14 protein-coding genes are annotated in these 24,425 nt (G+C 54.0%); 4 read left to right on the top strand and 10 right to left on the bottom strand.

The window, feature by feature from the left end; all coding sequences use genetic code 11:
• Positions 1-131 precede the first annotated feature (131 nt).
• A complete protein-coding gene (locus BUB30_RS04250; protein ID WP_073131373.1) occupies positions 132-797 on the top strand; it encodes an NAD-dependent epimerase/dehydratase family protein in 666 nt (221 codons plus the stop codon).
• A 97-nt stretch (positions 798-894) separates the two neighbouring features.
• Here BUB30_RS04250 and BUB30_RS04245 read toward each other — a convergent pair whose 3' ends face one another.
• The 5 genes from BUB30_RS04245 to BUB30_RS04225 are packed head-to-tail and all read right to left on the bottom strand — an operon-like array spanning position 895 to position 6,453.
• Positions 895-2,145: an amidohydrolase/deacetylase family metallohydrolase gene (locus tag BUB30_RS04245; protein ID WP_073131370.1), complete on the bottom strand. Its 1,251-nt coding sequence runs from the start codon at positions 2,143-2,145 to the stop codon at positions 895-897.
• A 52-nt stretch (positions 2,146-2,197) separates the two neighbouring features.
• Positions 2,198-2,656, bottom strand: a complete 459-nt coding sequence (locus BUB30_RS04240; RefSeq protein ID WP_073131368.1) for a RidA family protein — start codon at positions 2,654-2,656, stop codon at positions 2,198-2,200.
• A 39-nt stretch (positions 2,657-2,695) separates the two neighbouring features.
• Complete coding sequence (locus BUB30_RS04235; RefSeq protein WP_084137892.1) at positions 2,696-4,441, bottom strand: PQQ-dependent sugar dehydrogenase; 1,746 nt, start codon at positions 4,439-4,441, stop codon at positions 2,696-2,698.
• Between the two features lie 28 nt (positions 4,442-4,469).
• Positions 4,470-5,207 (bottom strand): carbohydrate-binding family 9-like protein, encoded by a 738-nt coding sequence (locus BUB30_RS04230; protein WP_073131366.1) that lies wholly within the window; start codon positions 5,205-5,207, stop codon positions 4,470-4,472.
• A 16-nt stretch (positions 5,208-5,223) separates the two neighbouring features.
• Positions 5,224-6,453, bottom strand: a complete 1,230-nt coding sequence (locus BUB30_RS04225; RefSeq protein WP_073131364.1) for an aminotransferase class V-fold PLP-dependent enzyme — start codon at positions 6,451-6,453, stop codon at positions 5,224-5,226.
• Positions 6,454-6,907: 454 nt separating this feature from the next.
• On the opposite strand from BUB30_RS04225, the gene BUB30_RS04220 reads away from it, so the two are divergent.
• Positions 6,908-8,752, top strand: coding sequence for a glycoside hydrolase family 9 protein (locus BUB30_RS04220; protein WP_073134775.1), 1,845 nt, complete (start codon positions 6,908-6,910; stop codon positions 8,750-8,752).
• Between the two features lie 247 nt (positions 8,753-8,999).
• A complete protein-coding gene (locus BUB30_RS04215) occupies positions 9,000-9,956 on the top strand; it encodes a nitrilase family protein (protein ID WP_073134773.1) in 957 nt (318 codons plus the stop codon).
• Between the two features lie 642 nt (positions 9,957-10,598).
• Here BUB30_RS04215 and BUB30_RS04210 read toward each other — a convergent pair.
• From BUB30_RS04210 to BUB30_RS04195, 5 genes are all read right to left on the bottom strand, one after another.
• Complete coding sequence (locus BUB30_RS04210) at positions 10,599-12,053, bottom strand: sensor histidine kinase (RefSeq protein WP_073131363.1); 1,455 nt, start codon at positions 12,051-12,053, stop codon at positions 10,599-10,601.
• A 217-nt stretch (positions 12,054-12,270) separates the two neighbouring features.
• Positions 12,271-12,711 carry a hypothetical protein gene (locus tag BUB30_RS04205; protein WP_143164757.1) on the bottom strand — a complete coding sequence of 147 codons (441 nt, stop codon included), beginning with the start codon at positions 12,709-12,711 and terminating at the stop codon, positions 12,271-12,273.
• Between the two features lie 87 nt (positions 12,712-12,798).
• Positions 12,799-20,262: a S8 family serine peptidase gene (locus BUB30_RS04200; RefSeq protein WP_178377020.1), complete on the bottom strand. Its 7,464-nt coding sequence runs from the start codon at positions 20,260-20,262 to the stop codon at positions 12,799-12,801.
• 95 nt (positions 20,263-20,357) lie between these two features.
• Positions 20,358-20,531: a hypothetical protein gene (locus tag BUB30_RS35055; RefSeq protein ID WP_178377019.1), complete on the bottom strand. Its 174-nt coding sequence runs from the start codon at positions 20,529-20,531 to the stop codon at positions 20,358-20,360.
• Positions 20,532-20,699: 168 nt separating this feature from the next.
• On the bottom strand, positions 20,700-22,307 hold the full coding sequence (locus BUB30_RS04195; protein ID WP_178377018.1) for a tetratricopeptide repeat protein: 1,608 nt from the start codon (positions 22,305-22,307) through the stop codon (positions 20,700-20,702).
• A 302-nt stretch (positions 22,308-22,609) separates the two neighbouring features.
• Here BUB30_RS04195 and BUB30_RS04190 point away from each other — a divergent pair, with 302 nt between their 5' ends.
• Positions 22,610-24,361 (top strand): tetratricopeptide repeat protein, encoded by a 1,752-nt coding sequence (locus BUB30_RS04190; protein ID WP_073131355.1) that lies wholly within the window; start codon positions 22,610-22,612, stop codon positions 24,359-24,361.
• The last annotated feature ends 64 nt before the right edge of the window (positions 24,362-24,425 follow it).

Here is a 24,425-nt window from a genome sequence, read left to right as displayed (position 1 = left end):
GTTGGTTGTTTTCTAATTTACCGCTAAGTACAGGTTCTTGCAAGAGGCTGTACGGCGATGGCCCGGGTGGAGGGGAATTGGCTTGATCAAGCGATTATTTTTAAGTAAATCATTAGTATAAACAAACAAAAATGAAAACCCCTGTAAGAGCGATCGTCACCGGCGTTACCGGCATGGTTGGAGAAGGCGTATTGCACGAATGTTTACAAGACAGCGCCGTGGAAGCGGTCTTGGTGATCACCCGCAAACCCAGCGGCGTGAGCCATCCTAAACTAAAAGAAATCCTCCACGCCGATTTTTTTGATCTCACGCCCATCCAGAACCAGCTCGCGGGCTACAACGCCTGCTTTTTCTGTTTGGGGGTTTCGTCCGTGGGGATGAAGGAACCGGAGTATACAAAAATGACCTACACGCTCACGATGCACGTGGCGACGATATTATCCAAACAAAATCCGGGCATGACGTTTTGTTATGTTTCGGGAGCCGGCACCGACTCAACCGAGAGCAAGGGCATGTGGGCACGGGTGAAAGGAAAAACGGAGAACGACCTGTTCAAACTTCCTTTCAAGCAGGCCATCGCTTTCCGGCCGGGGTTTATGTTGCCCACGCCGGGGTTGAAGAATGTGCTTCCGTTTTATAAGTATGTGAACTGGATCTTCCCGGTGAGCCGTAAACTCTTTCCAAAATATTTCTGCACCCTGGCAGAGGTGGGGCAGGCGATGATCCATACGGTGACGGTGGGCACTGAGAAGAAGATATTGGAGGTGCCTGATATTGTTGCGCTGGCGCACGCGTAGAGGGAATGCAGTTTAAACCGCAGAGACGCAAAGGCGCAAAGTTAAACGCAAAGCTAACTTTGCGTCTTTCTTTGCGCCTCTGCGGTGCAAATGTATTTTACTTCTTCTCCGGCGCGTCCCACGCCGGCCTGGAGATGCCATTCAAATCCCACACGACTTTACCATCGCGCAGCGTAAGCTCACAATCAAATTTCTGCGTACCCTGGAATTTGGCCCCACTGGAATCGATGAATCCATATTTTCCCGTCAACACACTAAATACCGCCACATCGGCGCCGGCACCGGCCGTGAGGTGACCGAGGTCATCGCGGTGGATCACTTGTGCGGGAGCCCAGGTAGAGGCTTTGATAACTTGTTGCAGGGGCATGCCCATGCTGAGAAACTTGGACATCACGTTCAGTTGGTCCTTCATGCCGGCGTTCATGCTGCCGGTGTGCAGGTCGGTGCTGATGGTGTTGGGATAGAAGCCGCTCTTCAATGCGGGTATGGCTTGCACGAAGGTGAAACTTCCGCCGCCATGGCCCACGTCGAACACAATGCCATTGCGTTGGGCTTCCACTACGAAGGGGAGTATTTTTCCATCGGGGCCCACGATCGGCTGGCGTCCGGCCAAGCGCGCAAAAGTATGCGTGAAGATGTCGCCGGGGCGGAGGTGTTTCGTGAAGAGTTCCTGGATACTCAGGTTGGGGATGTGTCCGCCGAAGTCCACGATCACGGGCACGTTGGCGCTCTTGCCGGCTTCTACGGCGCGATCCACCGGATCCCACTCGGCACCGGTGTAGTGCGCGACCTTAATGCCGACGATCTCGCGGTGTTGTTTCACCACCATGGCTGTCAGCTTGGCGTCCATGTCGTTGAGGTTTTGTTCGTAGGGGCCACCGCGCATGCCTTCGCCCACAATGTTGAGGAAGGAAAGCACGCGGGTCTTCGAATGGGCGATGACGTTTGCCTTAAAGGTGTCGAATGTTTTCCACCCGGCACCGCCGCAATCCACCACCGTGGTCACACCGGCCCGAAAAGTAAAACCATCCGGAGGAAGCGCTTCGAATCCGTCGCCCAGGTAATGATTTTCCTGGGTGCCGAAGAAGTTGTGCGAGTGAATATCGATAACACCGGGCGTGACGTACATGCCCTTGGCGTCGACCACCTGCGCCGCTTTCTTGGCGTCGATGTTCTTGGCAACCAGGGCGATCTTGTCGTCCTTGATGGCCACGTCCATGATGTCGTCGATATTGTTCTTCGGATCAATGACATGCCCGCCTTTGATCAATAGGGTATAGTCTTGTGCCTGCGCCGATAAGACCAAACAAAGCACGGTTAAAAGGGATAGAATATATTTTCGATGCATGTCGGTTTGATGTTTAGGTTCGTAGTAATAAAACTTCCTCCGGAGGATAAGATTAGATATAGGCGATGCAGTCAATTTCCACCAGCGAGTCGCCGGGAACACCACCGTATACGGCCACCGTTGTGCGCACCGGGGGTTTGTCGCCAAAGCGGCCTTTGTAGGCTTCGTTCATGGCTTTGTAGTCGTTGAGGTCGTGGAGGAATACGCTGCACTTCAGCACTTTCTTCATGGACGATCCGGCGGCGATAAGCTCTTTCTCCAATTCGTCCAACACGTGTTTGGTGTGGGCAGTGATGTCGCCTTCGAAGTGGGCGCCTTTGCCGGCGATGAATACCAGGTTGTTGAACTTGGTGGAACCAGAGAAGAGCGGTACGTCCTGGTCGTCTTTCACCACGTTGAACACTTCTTTTTCCGGTGTTGCGTCAGCTTTGGCTGAGGCGATGCCTAATCCGACAAGGCCGGCTGCGGAAGCAAACAATTTTTTGAGGGTCGATCTTCTTTGTTCTTTCATTTTGGGTATTGTTTAAGGTTAAATTAAAACTATCTGAAACTATTTCTTCGGAAGCTTTTTACGAACGGCAGTCACCTCGTCGGTTTCTACGGCGCTGGCCTTGTTGCCAAAATTCTGGCGGATGTAGGTCAGCGTCTTGGCCACGTCTTCGTCGCTGAGGAAGCTGTGCTGGGGCATGGCGTTGACAAAGGTTTCGCCATTCACTTCAAGGTTGCCTTCCATGCCATTCAGTACGATGCCAATCAGCCGTTTTTTATCACCGTTCACCCACTCGGTGTTGATCAGCGGCGGGAATCTTCCGGAGGCTCCCTTGCCGTTCTTCTGGTGACACGTGGCGCAATAGGTCTCGTAGATTTTTTGGCCGCCCACAGCCTTTCCTTTGTCGAGGTTGTCGTTGACCGGGTCCGGATTTCGGATGTTGGAGGCTGATTTGCGTTTCTCCATATCCGCCAGGTCTTCGGTGCCAAACTTGTCTTTGTCGCCTTTGTACAGGATGCGCCAGATCTTTCCTTTCTCCGTATCGGAAATATACAACGAGCCGTCGGGACCTTCGGCAATGCCCATGGGACGATAGACCGCGTCGCTCACATCCACCACCGGGTCAACGCCGGCAAAGCCATCGGCAAACACTTCCCACTGACCGGTCGGTTTGTTGTCTTTGAACGGAACAAACACGATGATGTAGCCCGACTGCGGATAAGGCGCGCGATTGGTAGAGCCGTGAAACGCAATGAACGCGCCTTGTTTATACCGTTCGGGATATTGATTGCCTTTGTAAAAATACAAATCGTTGGGCGCCCAGTGTCCGGGAAAACCCATGAGTGGTTTTTGGAATTGGTCGCAGCGCCCGATCGAGTCGCCGTTGCCGCCATATTCGGGGGACAGTACTTTCTTTTCTTTCAATTGATCATAATAGCAATACGGCCATCCGAAGTCAGCACCCTCGGTCACTTTCAGGAACTCTTCTGCCGGCAACACGGCGCTTTGCCAGGGTGAGTAGAGGTTGGGCCAGAGTCTCAACAAATCGTCGCGGCCGTGCATGACGAGGTAGAGATTGTCGTCCATCGGGTTCCATTCCATGGCCACAACGCTGCGGATACCGGTCGCGAACTTGATGCCGTCTTTTTGTGTCTGGCGCGGTTTGTTCTCATCAAAGCGCCACACGCCGCCGTGCAGATCCAGTTGCGGGCATGGGTCCTGACCGGGATTTTGTGGTGTCCGGTTCATGATCTGGCAGGAGTTGGAGGGCGCACCAAAGGGCACATAGATATGGCCGTTGTTGTCGAAGCAAATGGGTTTGGCGATGTGTTCGTGCGAGCCGTGTTCATGATCGTCGATCACAATGGTTTCGATGGAGTCTTCGGGGACCATCTTACCGGGCGTCAATTTGTAGCGATACACGGTGAGTTCGGAACTGAGATAGAGATAACCCTTGTGGACGCGCATGGCCGTGCCATACGTCCTTTCTTTTTCATAGCTCCCAAACTCTTTGATGCTGTCGGCTTTGCCGTCGCCGTTGGTGTCGCGCAAGACGACGTTGCGGGCATCGGGTTTGGAGAAGCGCGACTTCACATAGATGTCGCCGTTGTCATTCACGGCGAGTTGGCGGGCACGGCCTCTTAAGCTATCGACCACCACCACAGCCTCGAAGCCACGGGGGAGAAAGAGGCCTCCGTTGTCGGGGTCGCCGGGGGGAAGTTTGTCTTTGCAGCGTGTGAGTGTGAAGACGAGAAACAAGAAAAGGATCACGTTGAAAGGCCGGCTGCGGGTTAACGTCAGGATCATGCAGGATGGGGGGTTTGGTCTGGGATGGCTATTCAAATAAGAGGGTTCCAAATCGGTCGTATTCATGAAAGTTGGAGCCTTTCACCATGCTGGTGTGGCGCCAGGCGTAGTAAGTGGCTCCGTTGTCGTAGTCGATGCGATAGAGGTTCGCGCGCCAACGGTCGCCGGGTTTGGGGGTGCCGCTCACGAGCGGGCCCAATAACCGGAAGGGAATGAAAATCTCGGCCGTCCAGCTTTTGACGGACGCGCTGGTTTTTTTCTCACCGCCTTGAGCGCTGGTGGCGTGTTGAGTTTTGCGCTCGTCGGCATAATGCCAGGGCTGCCATCCCATGGCGCGTCCTTTGAAATTGGGGACCAGGATGGGCAACTCATAGTTCATGGGCGAGAGCTCGTATTCAAAATAAACCGGCATGCTTTGATCGGGCCAGAGGAACACCTCCACCACATCTTCCTTCCACAAACCGACAAAGTCTTCTGTGAGCGTGGTGGTGAGTTTTTGATCTTCACAGACAAAAAGAAAATACACGCCTTTATCGGAATACAACACCTTGGCCCGTGTGGGCATGGATTTGCCGGAGGGTGATTCTTGCACGGTAACGGGTATCCACGCCGCGCCGGCCCATGCGGGCGCGGTGCCTTCACCGTTGACCTTGAAATCGGCAGTCTTCTTCACCACGATCGTTGCCGAATCGGCGACGGGGCGAAAGGCGAAGACAACACGATGACAACCGACAAGCAATACAAAAAGGAGAAGCCTGTTCATCATAGTGTGCCGTCGTTCGCTAGGCGGAAGCTTTTGATAATTCTTCCTTGAGACGCGTGGCCACGATCTTTTCCTGGCCGGGCTTCAGCATGAACACCGTCACGTTGATGGCATTCTCGCCGGCATTGCCCACTTCGATCGAAGGGGAGCCGGCGCGCAAAGCGTCCTTCAGCTCTTTGTCGGTGGTCTTCACTTTCTCTTTATCCCATGCGATGCGCAGGGTAGGGGTATGGTTGCCCAGGGGCGGAACATGGATTTCAGTGGTCACCCCGTTGAGCGGCTTCACGGCGTTTTGGACGACGGCGATCGCCGTTTCCCATTCTTTCCATTCTTTGTCGTGGTCGGCGTTCACATATTTTTCCAGGGCCACATACATGCCGAGGATCTCTTCTTTATTTACTTTCATACCGCGCCCGATAGTCGAGCCGCGGGGAGCCATGTGCAGGCGGGCTGCAGCGATCAGGTCTTTCTTGCCCATCAGGATGCCGGCGCTTTGAGGACCGCGCATGGCCTTGCCACCGGAGACGACCACGAAGTCGAAGCCCATGTCGTTGAAGCGCCACAGGTTGCTCACGGGTGGAACGTCGGCAGCGATGTCGATAGAGGTAGGGACACCATACTTCTTTCCGAGGGCCACCCATTCTTCGTGCTGAATCTTGCCTTTGTCGGCTTCGATGTTCAGGAAGTGCATAACGGCGGTGCGTTCGTTCACGGCCTTGGCCACGTCTTCGGCGGTCTCTACTTGTATGATCTTACAACCCGTGTTGGTCAAGGCTTGGTTGTATCCAATGTCATGTGCCTTCTGGCAGATCACTTCCGATTTCATGCCGGTGTATTCCAGGTGGGGAAGTTGCGGCACTTTCTTTTGGTCCATACCGGTGAGGATACCCGCCAATCCCAGCGTCATTCCCGAGAAGGCTCCCGAGGTGACGACAGCGGCTTCGGAATGGACCAGTTTGGCGATGCGTTCGCCCACTTTGTCCTGCACTTCGTCCAGCATGCAGAAGTCTTTGGCGGTGCCCGTGATGGTGTCCAGCACTTCGTCGTGCATGAGCGAGCCGGTCATAAAGGTGAGGGTGCCCGCGGCGTTGATGAAGGTGCGAATGCCAAGCTCTTTATAAAGATCGCGCTTGGGAGCCTGCTTGGGTGTGCCGGCAACCGTGAGCGTGGGAAGGGACGTGGCAGCAAACAGCCCGCCAAGCAGGGGAAAGCCGGAAAGGCGTTGGATGAGTTGTCTACGATTTAACATATAGGTTTAGTGGTTAGGACTTGTCAAGAACGAAAACGACAGAATCGTACTGTCACGACGAATATAAATATTCTGCTGTGGAATTGTCCCACATTACTGTGCCGAATCGCCCGAATATTTTTTGTGCGGTAGGAAAACAATTTCCAATCGATTTAAAGAAATGTGCACACGCACACACCGAACGCTGGTAAGGAATCCTGTATCGACAAAAGTCGAAGCACAAGGATATAAAGTGCAGGCCGAAATCTCCTGCGCCTCTGCTGTCTTTCTTCGCTTGCCGAAGCTTTGCGGAAGGCGAGACGGTTAAATGTATTTCTCACACATGCACACGCACAAAGAGAACGGTACCAAATTTCTACTGCGCATTCATCCCTTTAAAAAAAAATTATTCTCCCCGCTATTTGAATTCGTGCGAAACATGAATAATGTTATATCCGAAATTCAATCCCTACATATGAAAAGATCTTCCCGTCTCGCGCACCTGCTTTTAGTGAGCCTCTTCGTGCTCATCACACAAACCACCTTTGCCCAAAAGGCAAGAGTGCTCATCAACCACCTCGGCTACGAAGCCACCGGCCCGAAACACGCCGTCATACAAGGCCAAGCCTCCGACGAGGTGACTGCCTTTTCTATAAAAGACTACACCACCAACACCCCGGTCTTTTCCGGCAACGCTACCAAGACCGGCCCTGTGAAAAAATGGAAGGACTGGCACTTCTGGACCATCGACTTCGACGGCGTGACAAAAGAAGGTACCTACATCATTGAGTGTGCCACCAACAGCGGCGCCATCCAATCCTTTCCGTTTGTCATCCAGAAAGACCTGTTGGAACGGAACACCCTGTCGAACGTCGTGTATTATTTCAAAGGCCAACGCGCTTCAGGCTTGCTCGACAAAGCCGATCGCAACGTGAAACTGGAAGACACCGAAACGCATGTCGACGCACATGGCGGCTGGTATGATGCTACCGGCGATTATGGCAAGCACTTGTCGCACCTTTCCTTCTCAACCTACTTCAACCCACAGCAGATCTCACTCTCCGTGTGGAGCCTTTTCAGAACCTATGCCCTCATGGATGCCCGCAACGATGTAGCGTTCAAACAATACAAGCGCAAGACCCTGGACGAAGCCATGTTTGGCGCCGATTACCTGGTGCGGGTCAAAAACCCGAACGGGTCTTTCTATCGCTCGGTGTCGGGCCCCGGTCCGGAGAAGAAGCCGGAAGACCGCAAGATCGGCAAAGACCACAAAGGCTACGCCATCAAAACCATCGAAACAAAAGACAAGACCAACTACGGCAACATCGAGAGTGTTCAGAACCAGGCAACCTATGAAGTGAGCTATCGCGCGGGTGCCGGTGTATCGATTGCCGCGCTCGCCATGGCCAGCACGTACCCGGTTTCGGGCGATTTTACCTCGGCCGACTATTTGAAGGCAGCAGAGGACGCGTTTGCTTTTCTGGAGAAGAACAACGTGGCGTATACAAACGACGGCAAAGAGAACATCCTGGACGACTATTGTGCCTTGATGGCCGCCACAGAACTTTATAAGGTCACCAAGAAACCCGTCTATAAACAAACGGCCGACAAACGCGCCAAAAACCTGATGGACCGTCTCACCACCACGGGCACCTATAAAAACTATTGGCGCGCCGACGATGGCGTTCGCCCGTTCTTTCACGCCGCCGACGCAGGACTGCCTGTGGTATCGCTCTTAAACTATCTTCCTGTCGCCGATGACGCAGCAAAGAAAAGGGTGTTGGAAACGGTGCGGAAGTCACTCGCGTTCGAATTGGAAGTGACCCGCGAGATCAACAACCCTTTTGGCTATGCACGACAACTCGTACAAAACAAGGACGGCGTAAAGCGTACTACTTTTTTCTTTCCACATGATACCGAAGCAGCGCCCTGGTGGCAAGGTGAAAATGCGCGCCTTGGATCGCTTGCCACAGCAGCCCGTCTGGCAGCACCCTACTTTAAGGACGATGCCGTTTTCCACAATCAACTACAGACCTACGCCTGGAATCAACTCAATTGGATTCTCGGATTAAATCCATATGATGCCAGCATGCTGCAGGGAACCGGGCGCAACAACATTGCGTATATGTTCTTCGGGACGTATCAATACACGAATGCGCCGGGTGGTATTTGCAATGGTATCACCGGGGGCTTTGAGGATGAGGATGGGATTGATTATGATTTGAGCTATCTGAAGACCGGGAAGGATGATGATTGGCGTTGGGCGGAGCAGTGGTTGCCGCATGCGGCGTGGTATTTGGTGAGTACGGCGGTGCGGTAGTGGGGGAAGGATGTTATTAGCTGGTGTTGGGAATGATGGGTGAAGCTGATGTTGTTGGAGAAGAACTCCAACAACGGCGGAGGGATGTTATTGGCTGGTGTTGGGAATGATGGGCGAAGCTGATGTTGTTGGAGAAGAACTCCAACAACGGCGAAGGGATGTTATTGGCGGTGTTGGGAATGATGGATGAAGCTGATGTTGTTGGAGAAGGACTCCAACAATGGCGTGGGATGTAAAATATAAAATCATGGAAGATATAAAAATTGCTACAGCTCAGTTTGAGAACCGGAGTGGGGATAAGGATTATAATTTGGATGTGATCGACCGGTTGTGTGCGAAGGCGGTGGGGCAGGGGGCGCGGATGGTGGCGTTTCATGAGTGCTCGGTGACCGGCTATACGTTTGCCCGGCATTTGTCGCGGCAGCAGATGTTGGATCTGGCTGAGTATATACCGCAGGGGCCTTCGATAGAACGGCTTCGGGCGATTGCGCGGAAATATGATATTGCCGTGCTGGCAGGTCTGTTTGAAAAGGATGAGGATGACCAACTGCACAAGGCATATGTGTGTGTGGACAAGAATGGGTTGGTGGCCAAGCATTGGAAGCTACATCCTTTTATCAATCCCAATTTATTGCCCGGTGAAGCCTACACGGTGTTTGAATGGGGAGGATGGAAATTTGGTGTGCTCATTTGTTATGACAACAACATTGTCGAGAACGTGAGGGCCACCACATTGCTGGGGGCGCAGGCGATCTTCATGCCCCACGTCACCATGTGCACACCCTCGACGCGCCCCGGCGCTGGCTTTGTCGACCCAGCCCTCTGGAGGAATCGCGAAAAAGATCCCACGTCACTGCGCTTGGAGTTCGATGGCATGAAGGGCAGAGGCTGGCTCATGAAATGGCTCCCGGCACGCGCCTACGACAACGCTGTCTACGCCGTGTTTGCCAACCCCATCGGCATGGACGACGACCAGCTAAAGAACGGCTGCTCCATGATCCTCGACCCCTTTGGCGACATCCTCACCGAATGCAGAACGTTAGGCGATGACGTCGTGACAGCAACGTTAACCCCAGAGAAACTTACACAAGCCGGCGGCTATCGGTATATCCAGGCTCGCCGCCCTGATCTTTATCGCGACATCATCGGAAAGGAGCACACACCCTTGCAGCGCGTAGTGTGGCTGAAGCCGGAAAAGAAGTAGAACAGGGAAGTACTTCGCACGTTCGACAAAAGCACGTCGTTCCGCAGGCACGCACTTGCTCTGGCTTCGCACGATTTCAAGGAACCCCGTGGAAGGCTCACTAGATCTGTGCTGCATTTGAAGCGGGCGTGGCGCACTCGGTGTTTGCCGGCTTTCTTTTTACGGAAGTACTTCGCACGTTCGACAAAGCACGTCGTTCCGCAGGCACACACTTCCTCTGGCTTCACGCGTTTTCAAGGAACCCCGTGGAAAGCTCACTGGATCCGTGCCGCATTTGAAGCGGGCGGGGCGCATTCGGTGTTGGCCGGATTTCGTTTTATTCTGTGCGAAGCTTATCCAGTTTCACTGCATTCGAAACTCGGGATGTCTTGAACTGCGGGCGTAGGTTTTTAGAAAATTTGTGCCTGCGACATGACGTGCGGTTCGGCGCACATTGGATGTGCGGTGCTGCATTTGAAGCGGGCGTAGTGGATTCGGTGTTTGCCAGGTTTCGTTTTATTCTGTGCGAAACTTATCCGCGTTCATCGCATTCGAAACTTGGGATGTCTTGAACTGCGGGCGTAGTTTTTTAAAAAACTTGTGCCTGCGACATGACGCGGTCCTTGCCGTCTTCGACATGACAGCGTCCTTGCCGCCTGCACATCAGGCCTTGTCCTTTAAAGCATGCTCCAAATAAATCCTAAAAGAAGTACCGATATCCCGCGAACTCTCCACGGTAATTCTGCCCGACATCTTTTCCACCTGGAGTTTTGCGAGATACAGACTTAGTCCCTTTCCGGAAGCATGCGGGTGAAAACGTTGAAAAGGTTTGAATAATCTTTCGTGATAGCGCTTCATGTTAATGCCCAGTCCATTGTCGCGCACTTCGATCACGGCACAGCCGTTTTCGGGATATGAACTTAACCAGATCTCCGGCGGGCGGTCGGGCGATCGGTATTGAATGGCATTGGAGATGAGGGTCTGCAGGATGTAGTTGACCCGGGCCTGCACGGCAAAGACCGTGGGCATGCGACTGAAGTCTTTGCGTATAGTCACTCCGTGCTCGCGGATGTGGTCGTCCAGCAATGCCAGGATCTGGTGGGTTTCGGTTTCGAGGCTCACATCTTCGCGCACGTGAAATTTGTTCTGCCGTTCGTCCACAATGCGGTTCAGGTCGCGGATGATGTGGTCGAGGTTCAGGACGGATTTCTCCATGTGGTCCAGCAACTCCCGTGTGTCCAGGTCGCCGGTGTTCAATTTTTGCAGTTCCAGGAGACCCAGCATGCTGGCCACGGGGCCGCGAAGATTGTGGGAGATGGTGTAGGAGTATTGCATCAGCTCCTGGTTGTAGCGCGCCAGTTCTTCGGTGATATCGGTCAGGTCGTTGTCTTTTTTGTCGAGCAGTTGACTGAGGATATAGCGCTTGCTTTCCAGTTGCTCGTTTTGGGCTTCGGCCTGGCGTTTGGCGGTGTTCAGTTTTTCGATCAGCTCCTCATTCCTCCGCTCGTAGGTCTCCATCATCCTTTTCAGAAAACCGACGCCGATCACCACAAAAAAATAAAGGCAGAAGTAGATCACGTTCGTAAAATAATAATCGGGTTCGGGATGACCGAGCTGATAGTAACCTACGCCAAAGAGGTTGTGTATGGGATCGAAGAAGAACAGGCCCAGAAAGCCGATCAGCATATTGATGATCAGGTGGCGGCGCTCACGAAAATGGAAGACCACAAAGGGAATAATGGCCATGACCAACATCGCGGCCCGTGGTTGATAGAACAGGCTCATGGCTTCTTCACCACCGGGGGTGAGTTTGCGCAGGAGGGTCATGGTCAATGCGCCGATGACGGCGTTGAGCGTGAGCAGGTGCCGGCTCAAGGTATAGTGTCCCGCTTTGTTGATCCAGGGGAGAAAGGCATTGAACAAGGTCATAAAGATCAGCACCAGGAACCCCGGCTCGAACGGATGGGTCGCGACGGTAGCGGCCGTGAGCAGTCCCGCGATGGCCGCCAGGATAAAGGCCATGCCGTTGGTGTTGATGATGGTCCGGTTCTTCCAATGCGGGAAGCGGGGTGAGGTGCCGTACCAAGCGATGTTCTTAAAGAAGGTGAGTGGTGACATGGTTACCGCGTTACTTCAAACGTTCGGCATCCTTCCGGATCCGATCCTTGGGCATTTCTAATCAAAAATAACTGAAAAAACGCTGGCGTTTGCATGCCGCCCGCAGGGAAGTTGGCGCAGCATCCTAAACCAACGCACCGCGCAGAAACACAAAACCAGGAAGCGACGTACGCCGCCCCCTGGCCTAGGATAAAATACAACAACGGTTGGCTGGTTTTTACTTCGTGAAGGCAAAGGTAAAATGACCGCTCAATCCGTCCGTTCTCCCCCCGGTGGGAGGAGCGACGGTGAAATCGAGCGACAAGTGTTTTTCGTCTACGGTGAAGGTCATGGTCTTGCCCGAATCGAATTGCAACTCGGTCTGGGCGTCGTTGAATTTCCATTGACCCGTCACTTCCGTAAAGGCATAACCGCCATTGGAAATAACAAACGTACCCGCAAAACCATTCGCTTCCTTCTTGGTGAACAGGATGGCAAAGCCGGCATAGCTGTCGGACAGGTCACCGTCGGTGCTGTTGGTCACCGTGGGATGCGTCCACGCCGTGGAGGTCAGGGCGTTCACGTTTTTTTCAAAAGCACTTTCCGGGTCGTCACTGTGGCAGGCGGCGAGCATCGCCACCAGCAACAGGGGAAACATTGTACGTAAGATCTTCTTCATGTTCGTTAAGGGTTAGGGGACCTTTAACCCGAGCCGGCGCCTGAGCAGCGCCGGCCGAGTAGGTGGGGTTTAGGCTCCCGGTTTGGTTTAATCTTTGATGAGCTTCACAACGCCATGTTTGTCTTTGGCCGTCACGCGCAGCAAGTAGAATCCTTTTTGCAGCGACGATACATCCAGTAACAAGCCTTCGGCAGTGGCTTCAGTCTGTTTCAGTAGGAATAGTTTTCCACTTGCGTCCATCAACTCCAGCACCAGGTTGCCGTGCCATTCGCTGCTCAGCAGTACATGGGCGGTGTGTTGTACAGGGTTGGGATACACCTTCAGACCTTGGTCAAGAGGTCGCTCTGTGCCCAGGATGTTGTTCACCGTCACGGTGAGCGTGTCTTTCAACACGGCGCCGTTGCTGTCGGTGATGGCGAAGGCGAGCTTGGTTTCGCCAACGGCCATGGGCTTCACAATGAATTTGTCGTCAGCGGCAAACACGTTGGCAATGGCCTCGTCGCCGGTCGATACGGTGAAGGTGAGCGCATCGCCATCCGGATCGGCAAAGAAGGTGGCCAGGCTTTGTTCGTCAAACGAACCTTTGCCATTGTAGCTCAGGTCGTGCGTGGTGCCTGCAAACTTCGGTGCGCGGTTGGTATTGTCAACCATCACGTTGACGGCCACCGTGCGGCTGGCACCAAATTCGTCTTTCGCTTCGAATACAAATTCATGCGTGCCGGCGTCGGTGTAGTCCGGTTTGTATTGAAGGGTCAATACATTGTCGGTAACCGAATACGTCAGCCTGGGATAGGTAGCCGCGGCCGTCACTGTAAACGTGTTGTCTTCCGGATCCTTCACCGTCAGGGTCATGTCCAGTGTCTCCATTTCTGCAACAGACTTCATCACGGTGGGCAAGCCGGTAAAGAGCGGCGCCTGGTTCAGGTGCAGTTGCAGGGGAATGGTGACCACGGATTTGTAGGGATCGTTGGAACGTACCACGAGGTCTGCCTTCTGATCACCTTCCACCGCGGGGGCTCCGATAAACTTCAGGTTCACGGAGTGGCTATCGTCTGCTGTCAGCGTGCCCGACGTTTCGTTTTCAATGAATACCCAGGCCGATGACTCGTAGTTGGCTTCGGCTGCGCGCACAACCCATCCAAAGTCATGGAAGTCGGCATACGGATAGGTTTGAAGGTCGGCCCAAACGCCTTCACTCAAAAACATAAAACGGTTTTCCGACAGCTCCGAATTCTTCACAAAGCCTTGCGGGTGTTGCAGTTCCATGGGGAAGGTCAGGAGCACATAAAAATCTTCGTTCGGAAGGATCCGCTGTGCTTTGTCCAGGGCAATGGTGATCCATTGGCCTCCGCCCGGAGGCGGCGCGTTGAAGGTGGCGTTCATTTTCAGCAATGAAACCGCATTCACCACGGTCGTGCCACCGGCCCGGATCTCGACCTCGATCGTGCCCGTCGTCAGTTCCGTGGGACGGAAATAGGTTTGCACGTGCGTGAGGTTGAAGCCCTTGTCGCCGCCGTTAAAGCGGGTCGACGAGGTGAATTCCTCAGCGCCGCTAAACCCGAGATAGCCATCGGCTTTCTCCGCTTCCTCAAATTGGAAAACGCGATTGAAGTCGGTCGCATCCAGCGGTGCAACCTCCAATGGCGCGCTCTCCGTCGACAATACTGCCGCCTTTGCACGCAGCACGATGGCTTCGCTGCTGGCGGTTGTCACGGTTTGAGGGGCGCGTTTGTAGTCGATGCTCAGTTCATATTTCAGATCAGACTCTCCGGCGGGGTTGCCAAGCGTGACGGTGCGTTCTGCTGTTTCAGTGGGCAGGTTGAACGATACTTTCACGGGCGCTTTGTCGACATCGAGTACAGGTGGTTTGACCACGGTTCCCGTCACCGGAATTTTATAAGAATCGGTTTCCGTAGTGATCACCACGTTGTCGGTGAGGGTTGCCACGCTGCCATCGGGAGCGATGTCAACGCGCATGTGCACGGTTTGCTCGGGCAGTATGGCGGGCAGAGCACCGAGCCATTCCACCGGGGTCCACTCGGGGCCCCACATGCCGTTCACGAGCACTTCCAAGGCCATGGTGCCGTCGCCGCTTTCCATGACAAGGCTGTTCAGGTTTAGGCTGGCCGTGCCGGTGTTGCTGACGGTGAACTCTTTTTGATAGCCCATCGGTCCGGTTGAACCGTCGTCGTAGGGGATTGTGTAGGCCATCACTTCTCCGAAGTCGATCACCTCATCCGCGGTGAACGTGGCTTGTCCCAGCACGGTAAGGGTCACCGGCTTGTCCAGGCTTTCGCGGTTGGGCGCGTTGGAGTTGATGTGCAGGGAAGTCTTGTATTCGCCGGCAAACAAATTGGTGGCGTCCAGTGTCAGCGTGCCGTTCAACGTTTTGCCGGCAGGGAGCGTGCGCTTCGTGGCGGGGCTCAACACATAGGCCAGGCCTTCTTCGGGGATCTCCAGGTTGTGATAACCCGAGATCTGTACGCCCTCGGTGCCGGTTTTGTTCTCCACCCCAATCGAAGCGAATTGCGATACCATCTCGGGCATACCGGTGTTGTGGTATTGATATTTGATGCTTCCGTTCTTGTAAAGAATAGCTTGCACGGAAACGGGATCACCCATGCCAAAGGCGTTGGTCATGCGCTCGTAGGAGATGATGATTTTATCATCGTAGACCTTATAGAAAATGCCCGACGTTTCCGGGTTGTAGTAGGTGTCAAATCCACCCGGTACCCAGAGGGGAGCAATCACATTGTTCGGCGCGTCGGCCGTGGGCAGGCTTTGCGACCAGAAGGCATTCGGTTGGCCGGCATCAAAGCTGATCACACCGTTCAGACCGATGTATACCGATGTATAATCTTCGCCGTAAAATTTAAACGTCCATCCCAGATCGACTTTGGTCCAGTACTTCGAATCATCTTCCGAATTATAAGCAGCATCTAAGTCGACGGTCTCACCTTTGCCGACCAGGTCAACCCATTGGTACGCGGGTCCTGCCTCGTCTTTCGAGCTTTTCCACGTATAGGTGTTGTCGGGGATGGTGGTGGACGTCACGGCAACTTCAGCGATGTTGGTGATGGCCCATTCCGAGCCGCTCACGGCCACTTCGAGATCCGCCGCACCGGTGTTCTTGATGCTGAAGGGGAGGGCTTTTGTTTGGCCGTGATCCAACGTTTCGTTTACCGCCGTAAGGTCTACCGTGATCGCAGGCGCTGCCACAACGCTGCCGCTAATGCTTATCGTGCTCTTGCTGCCGTCGGCATAGGTGATGATGACCTTGTCCGTTAGCGAGCTTCGGAGTGTTCCCGTGGGGATGTTCACTTGATAGATCGCAGCATGTTTTGGCGTCAGGGTCATGGCCGAGGGGCCGGTCAGCGTGAACCGCCCGAGTTGAACAACCGCGCTGGTAATTTGCAGGTTGGCCGTGCCCTCGTTGCGCACCACAAACTGTTCCGACCGGATAGCGCCCTTGAAGACGTTGCCAAAAGCAATCGATGTGGTCGATACCACGGGTTTCGCATGGCCTCCCGAGGTGATGTTCAGTTTCACATTGGCCGTGACGGCGCCATTGAACGGATCATTGTTGACGAAGGTGATGTTCTTGTCGATAACCCCTTCATATAAGTCTTTCGTATCCAACGTCAGGACCACGTCTTCCGATTGACCGGGCATGATGATGCCCGAGCCATTTTCCACACTGGAAATAATGCTCGGCCCCGGATAATCCAATCCGAACGCCATGCCGTCCTGCCAGGGGAAGGGGTGTTCCCAATCGACAAACAAAATGCCGTCCTCTTTGGCACGGTCCTCAACCAGCACGGCAGCAGCAAGCATATAATTGGGATCATCGTTCACATCGTTGTAATACATCCGGATGTTACCGTTGTCAAACAACACGATCTGGAACGTCAGGGGATCAAACATCTCGCCTTCGTTCACGTGATCATATTGCACCACCAGGCGATCGGCTTGTTTTTGGTAAAATACTTTTCCGCTGTTCAGGTATTGGAAGTGTAAGCCGGTTGCGCAGATCATGGCGATGGGGCCATAGGAATCGTGCAGGCGTGGCGTATTCACTACCGGCACCGTGTTGTCCAGCGTGATCATCCCCATGGGGGTGATGTACACTTTGTTGGTCTTCTCGGCATAGAACGGGAAATCGAAATCCAGTCCCACTTCGTAATGATGGTTTCCTGCTTTTTTGAAATAGGATGTGATGTCTGTACCGGTACCCGAAATATCGGTCCAGGCATACGCAATAGGATTCGGATCGTTCACACTATTGTGCTTCGCATAGCCGTAGGTGTGATAGGCCTCGGGCCAGTCTGCACTCACGCCTTTGCTATCAAATCCTGGAATAAAATATTTCAATGCGAACTTGCCGGTGTTCTCCACGTTCACGGTGGCCTTCGCTTGGTTGCCAAGGACCAGGTTGTCGATGGTCTGGGTAACAGGAGTGATCTTGATCTTGCTCGCCTCCGTGCCCACACCAAACAACACGACGGTATAGGTGTAGTCACCCGAGGTCAGGTTAAGCGTGGCATTGACGTTGCCCGGCCCTGTCGGCGTAAAGCGTATCAACAAATCCACTTGATCACGCGCAGCAATCTGCCACGGCGCGCCGCCCACGATCTCGAACTGCGGATCGGACAACGTTGCCGTCGGTCCTTCGAGGTTGCCATAGCCGGCGTTGCTGATGGTCAGCGTCATTTCTTTTGCCTTACCATAGAACACACTTCCAAAATCCAACAAGTCGGTCGACTGCAGCACGGGCGCTTGTCCTGTAACCGTGAGGTCAACCGGGATGCGCAGCTCTTTTGTTTTGCTGTCGTTGGATTGGAGAATGAGGTTGGCGGCATAGCTGCCGTTCATCAGGTGCGATCCGTCGGCGGTCAACAACACGTCGGAAGAAGTGTGACCTTCCAATTCGCCCTCGGCGGGTTCAAGCGTCAGGTATTTGCCAAGATCTTCGCTATACGACGTAGCCACCGTGGCCCATACATAACGGTCGTCATGAAGGGTCTGGGGCAGTGATGCCCAGGTGGTGCCCAGGTCAAACGAGATCAGGCAATTGGCAGCGTAGGAGGTGTTCTGAGCCTCAGCCAAACCCAACGGGTAGAGAATGCCCGACGGTACATGGAACACGATCCAGAACGTTTCGCCTTTCTCGAAGAAGAGCTGCTCCGTGAGTTGGATCACCTGGTTGTCGTCATACTCCGATTGGGGCATGTTGTATTCCTGTGCCAGCACCAGGTTCTTTTTTGTAGGAGACTCACCTTTGTAGATCTCTACGATGATGGGACCATTTTTGGGATTTTGCCGCAGCCACATTTGCGCGTGGGTCAGGTTGAACCCGGCATCGTCCATCACCTGGAATTTTGTCGCCGACGAATTGGTCAGCGTGGTGTCGGTCTCACCGATCATGTAGATGGGCCAGTTCCAGCCGTAGCTGATCTCGGCGCCGTCAAAGGCCATCGTCGACACTTTGTTCTGGTGAGCCGATGCGGAGCGCGCACTGCGACGAACCAGCGTGGCCGTGCTCGCGGCTTTTACTTTCGAGACCACGGGATAATTCAAACCGGTGGCCAGGAAGGTCGTGTTATGTTCCTTGTTGCGCGTGATACCCGACCAACGCAGAAAACCTTCGCCGTTGTTTAAAAGCTGTAGCTGATGCGTTGCCGACGTGCCATTGCTGGCGTCGATGGAAAGGCTGATCGCTTTGCTGTCGTCGTCAACAGCGATGACGGGTCCGTCGTTGGTGGTGCTGGTCGCGACGTTGGAAAGCACGGAAGCGTTGCCCCACCGGTCGATGGCCACCACGCTAAAGTAATACGTTGTGAGACCGGACAAATCGGTGACCTCTAGCGTCACCGTTTCGCCCACAGCATGTTTGCTGGGCAACGATACCTTGTCGGCCTGGCTTAGGTTGCCTCCCATGAATGGGCTGGTTTGATAGTAGACGGTAAAGCTCACCGGCCGCCCGTCATCTTCGTCTGCGGGGACTGACCACGAAAGATTGGCCGATTCCTGCGCCATCGAAGTGATCTTCAAATCGGCAATGGCTGCGGGAGCGATCTTGGCGTCGTTTTGGATGATCAGCTTGGCATCCGTAAGACCCGCGCCAAGCAAGCCGGCGAAATCGGGGTTGTAGCTGTCGATGTCGACTACACCGGTCACGATCTTGTTGCGCAGTTCTTCAGGCGTCATCTGGTGCGTGCGGTTGGCCAGCGCCAGGGCGGCGATACCCGACACGTGCGGGCAAGCCATCGAGGTGCCTTGCAGGTAGCCGACCTTGTTGTTGGGCAGCGTGCTCAACACACCGCTCGTTCCACCGAGATCGGTATTACCACCCGTTGAGGTGACATCTGTCCATGTGCCATAGTTGGAATAATAAGCACGCTTAAAATCGGGACCGATCGAATTCACGGCCAACACGCTGGGGTGATAGGCCGGGTAAAAAGGTTGATCCGTATTGCTGTTGCCCGAAGCAAAGATCACAATGCCACCCTTCATTGGGCTGCCTGGATAATTGCCGGCTTCCGCGATAAAATAATCAATGGCATCAAGCACCGACTGATCGTAGGAGTCGGGACTGGTATAGCCCCAGCTGTTTTGCGAGATCACCGCGCCGTTGGCAGCCGCATATACATAAGAGCTCTCAAAGCTGCCGCCACCTAATGTCTGTAGTGACATCACCAGCGCACCGTCTTTATTTCCCGTTCCACCGGCCACACCGGAGACCGCGAAGCCGTTGTTGTTCACTGCCGCGATCGTACCGGCCACGTGAGTGCCGTGCAACTGCGCATCGATCTGTCCGGTGTTGTTGTCGAAGTTCCAGCCGTGGATGTCGTCGATGTAGCCGTTGCCATCGTCGTCCACGTTGGGTGCGCCGTTGGCTTCAGCTGTGTTGGTCCAGACGTTGTCCGCCAAGTCTTTGTGCGCAATGTCGACACCCTGGTCGTGAATGGATACGATCACGTCGCGTTTGCCGGCCGTGACCTTCCACGCTTCAAACAGGTTCACATCGCAACCCACGCTATACCCGCCCTGGCCGGTGTTGTGATAGTGCCACTGCGAGGGCAGGTAGGGGTCGTTGAAAGGCATGGCGTCCATGGGCGACACGGGGTTGCCTTTGGCTTCCTGCACCTGGAAAGGGCTCACCACTTTTTGATGATCCACTTCCGCCAGCGCGATGCCGCTCACTTTTTTGTAGACGGCTACGGCGTCCTTGGGATTCGATTTTTCGTCGATCTCCACCACATACCACAGGTCTAGTCCGTGTTTGTGCAGCTTCGATTCGATCTTTGCATTGTAGGGAAACAACCGGTACATATTTTTTGCGCCGGTGCGTTGCGCCGCGACGTCAAGGGGTTGAATGCCTGTGCTCAGGGTGGTGCCGGGCCGCAGACGCGACTGGCTCAGGGTGGCGGCCATCTCGGGAGTGAGCTTGACCTTCACCATGCCCTGACGGACACTCTGCTGGTACACCTGCGACCACCCTGCGGTGGTACAGAACAGGAGCATTCCCAACAGGAGAATCCTTCTCTTCATGGTTCGTAAATAATCTGTCATAGGTTTAGGTTAGGAGTTTAGGTTAATGAGCTTAGGGTAATGAGGTTTAGGTATAAGGTTTAGGTTAATGAGTTCTATCGTTTCTTTTTGTCGCCTCCCGTGAGCCGGTCCATAGCTTTCATGATTTTCGTGAGGGCGTCCTGCTGTAGCTTGCGTTGTTTGATGAGGTTATGGATCTTCTCATCGTCAGAGCCCTGGGTGGCGCGAAGGGGCTCTTCGGGGATTTTGGTCTTGCTCCGCTTGGTCATCGGTCCGGTGGCGTTGGTTTAGGTAGGAGCAAGTACGAATAACGGTTTGAAAAGAAAATGAAGACCCGTTGCTACAAAATCACTACAACAGGGCTTTTTTCATCCTAACAAAATCACTACAACATCGAAATCAGGGGAATTTTGAGGGTCCGGTGGACATCGGGAATTTTACCCGGCCTTGTCGATCTGCGACAGGAAGGTCACCAGGTTGTGTTCGGTGCCGGTCAGATTTAGTTTTTTGCGCAACCGCGTGCGGGCCACGTCAATGGATTTGGCGTTCTGGTGGGTGATGGCCGAAATCTCCTTTGTGGTCATGTTCAGCTTTAAAAAAGCGCAGAGGCGCACTTCGTGGGGGCTGAGGTCGGGGAATTTTTCGTGCAGGCTTTTGTAGAAATGCTCGTGCACTTGCTGGAAACGGACTTCAAACTCCTGCCACAGTTCAGGTTGCAGGTTCGACTGCAGGTCGAGCACTACCTTTTGCAAGGGCCCCTGCAATTCCGGGCCCACCTGCTGCTTGATGTCCAGCACCTTTTCCGAAATGGTGTTGATCAACTCATTCTTGTTGAGCAGGTACATGATGTTCGTGGCCAGTTCCTTGTCCTTTAGCACCAGGTCATTCTGCAGGTTGATCTTTTCCAGCTTCAGGTGCGCCTGCTCCAGTTCCGAGCGTCGCGTTTTATTGCGTTGCAACACAAACAGCAGCGACACGATGACCAGCGACAACACCAGCACCGCAGCGCCCGACCAAAAGTAAAGCTCCTTCTCTTTCTGTTGTGCCTGCAGTTGACTTTGCTTGCGGTCGAACTCGAACTGCATTTCCAACTGCGCGATCTTGCGCGTGCTTTGCTCGTTGAAGAGGCTGTCGCTCATGCGATGACTCAACTCCAAGGCCTCCAATGCTTCCTTGTGACGGTTCTGGTCCTTATACAATCCATAGAGCAGTCCCGACGCAGAGCTCACCGTCTGCCATGCCGAAATGCGTTGGCCAATGGCGATGGCGTCTTTCAGATAGCGTTCGGCAACGGCATCGTCGTTCATGTGGTCGAGATAAAAATTTCCCAGGTTGTGGCTGGAGCGTGCCATGCCCAGCAGGTCGTGGTTTGCTTTTCGAACCTCCAGAGCCTCGTTGTAGCGTTGAAAGGCGAGCGCATTGTTGCCTTGATCGCGTGCCTCCGTGCCCTGGTTGTTCAACACGTCGGCCATGATCTCATAGTCTTTCATTTCCCGGCTCAACGCCAGGGCTTCGGCATAATAGCGCGTGGCCTTTTCATATTCCCGGGTCTCGTCGTAGACGATGCCGATGTTGTTGAGCAGGTTTGCTTTGCGCAGCATCCGCTTGCTGTCGTGGGTTGCGTTCATGGCGGCGAAATGATCCAACGCCTGCAGGTAGTATTTCAAGGCTTTGGCGTGGTCGCGCTGATAATAATAAATGCTGCCGGTGTTGCCATAGGCCACCGCCTGCCAGTAGCGATCGCCCATTTTTTCAGCGAGCTGTATCACGGATTGATAGACCTCCAGTGCCCGCGAGTAGTTTCCGAGGTGTAGAAACGTCTTCGCCTGCGAGGAATAGGCGCTGGCCAGGGAGGAGTCGGAGTTTAGTTTTTTGGCGAGTTGGATCGATTCGTCGGCGTATTCCAGGGCTTGGAGGGGATCGGTGTTATAGAGTCTGTCGGCCAGGGCGATCGTGATCCTCAGGCGCTCTTCGGGGTTGGTGGTGTTTTGCAAAGCATTGCGCAGGCTGTCTGTGGGGGAGGTGGCCCAGGCGGAGGTTGCCATCCAGAACAAGAAAAAGACACAAGCCGGGCGCACCATTGCGGGTCAACATTTGGATTAGGAGGTTCAATTTGCGAAAATATTTTAAACCGCAAAGATGGAAAGGGCGCAAAGTTTAAAGGCAAATTCATTTTGTGCAGGGACAACGCCGGCCCTCCGGCCAGTGGGATTGGGCTGACGCGACCGGCCAAAAGCTTGCGGATAGAAACAATTTGGTTACTATCTTTGAATAACCATGTGATGCGGGGATCGTAGGGAAAGACGACATGGCAATGGCACACGCCAGCCTAACCCAGCGCTGCGATATGTATAAAGACCAGGAGATAACCGTTACTATTTTTCCCTTCGAGAGCCTGACCAAAGCCGACGGCCAGGATATTTTCTGCAAGACATTCTACACCGATTTGCTCACCGAACTCTCGCGCTTTCGCCAGTTCGGGATCGTCGGCGGGGAGTCGGGCCAGGCCCCGGGCGATCATTCGGATTATGCCATCAAGGGATCTTTCCGTTTTCAGGCCGACACCTTGCGCATCAATGCACAACTGCTCAACAACACCACCGGGCAGGTGGTCTGGGCCGAGCGCTATGAAGGTGACCAGGATTCCATCGTGGCCCTCGAGGAAGATGTGTTGACGGCGATCGTGTCCACCCTTCAAATGCAATTGAACACCGACGTCCTGGCGCGCATCCGCAAGAAGGATCCGCTTCAACTCTCGGCCTATGAGCATTGGCTCATGGGCATGGAGGAAATAAAAAAAGGGACCGTGGAAGCCGACGGCTATGCCCGGCAGCACTTTGAACACGCCATCGCCATCGATCCGCTCTACTCACTGGCCTATTCCGGCATGTCGCTCACCTATTTTAACGAATGGAGCTGCCAGTTGTGGGACCGCTGGGACATGTCGCACAAAGGCGCTTATGACTGGGCGCAGAAAGCCATCGAACTGGATGAACAAAATTATGTGGCCGCCCTCGTGCTGGGAAGGGTGCACCTTTACGAAGGCGAATATGAAACCGCCGAACACTATCTGCGCCGCGCCCTCCGCCTCAACGGCAACGACGCCGACACGCTGATCCAAATTGCTTCCTGTCTTGTTTTTTTAGGCCATGCCGATGAGGCCGCCAGCCTGTTCGACAAAGTCATCCAACGAAACCCTTTGTATGCCGAACTTCACCGCCACGTACACGCCCACATCGCATTAGAACAAGGCGACTTCCAGCGGTGCATTGCCCTGGGATCGACCCAGAAGGCGCCGTGGGTGGACTTTCCGAACATGATGGCCGCAGCTTACTACGCTGTCGGCGATCTCGAAAAAATGCACCAGAGCTGGCAAGCCTTCCTTAGCGAATTTCAAAAGAAAATAGTTCACGGCGCCGAGGTCGATCCGCAACAGGCGTTGCAATGGGTCATCAACGTGAATCCCTATAAAGGCCGCTCGCGCATGGAGCCGTTCTGGAAATTTATCAGTGGGAGCGAGGTGTCCTTTTCTTCGCGGGTGTTCCAGAAAGTAGTGCCCACCGTTCTCAAAAATAGCTTTTTTGAAGAGCATGGTCTTTGGCAAATCACCTATGAGGGACACACCATTCGCCTGGCCGCGGCAAAGGGATTCCAGGACCTGGCCACGATGCTGAAGCACCCGGGAAAAGAATTTCATTGCACGGCCCTCATGGGAAGCGGATTCGCCACAACCCCCGAGTTCGTGTTCGACGAAAAGGCGCGCCGGTCGTATCAGCAACGTATCCAGGAACTGCAGGAAGAGATCAGCCTTTCCGAAAATAATAACGATCACGAGCAACGCGCCAGGCTAAGCCGCGAGTATGAACACCTGGTCGAGCACTTGTCGGCATCGATCGGCATCAAAGGACGCATACGGAAAAGTCATGATTCCATAGAGAAGGCCCGCTCGGCCGTTACCTGGCGTATCCGCAATGCGATACAGAAGATCGCGGGCGCTCATCCGGCCCTGGGTAAACACCTGTCACGCTCGATCAGAACAGGTCTATTCTGTCGCTACACCCCGGAAAAGGAAGTGCCGTGGACGTTTTCCGGAAAATAAATTCAAGTTTTTTTCGTGTCCTCCCAATGTAAGTTCAAAACTTACGCCCTCCAGTTGTAAAAAT

This window comes from Chryseolinea serpens (genome assembly GCF_900129725.1).
Lineage (GTDB): Bacteria > Bacteroidota > Bacteroidia > Cytophagales > Cyclobacteriaceae > Chryseolinea > Chryseolinea serpens.
The sequence above is the reverse complement of the archived record's forward strand: the minus strand, read 5'-3'. Positions and strand labels throughout refer to the sequence as shown.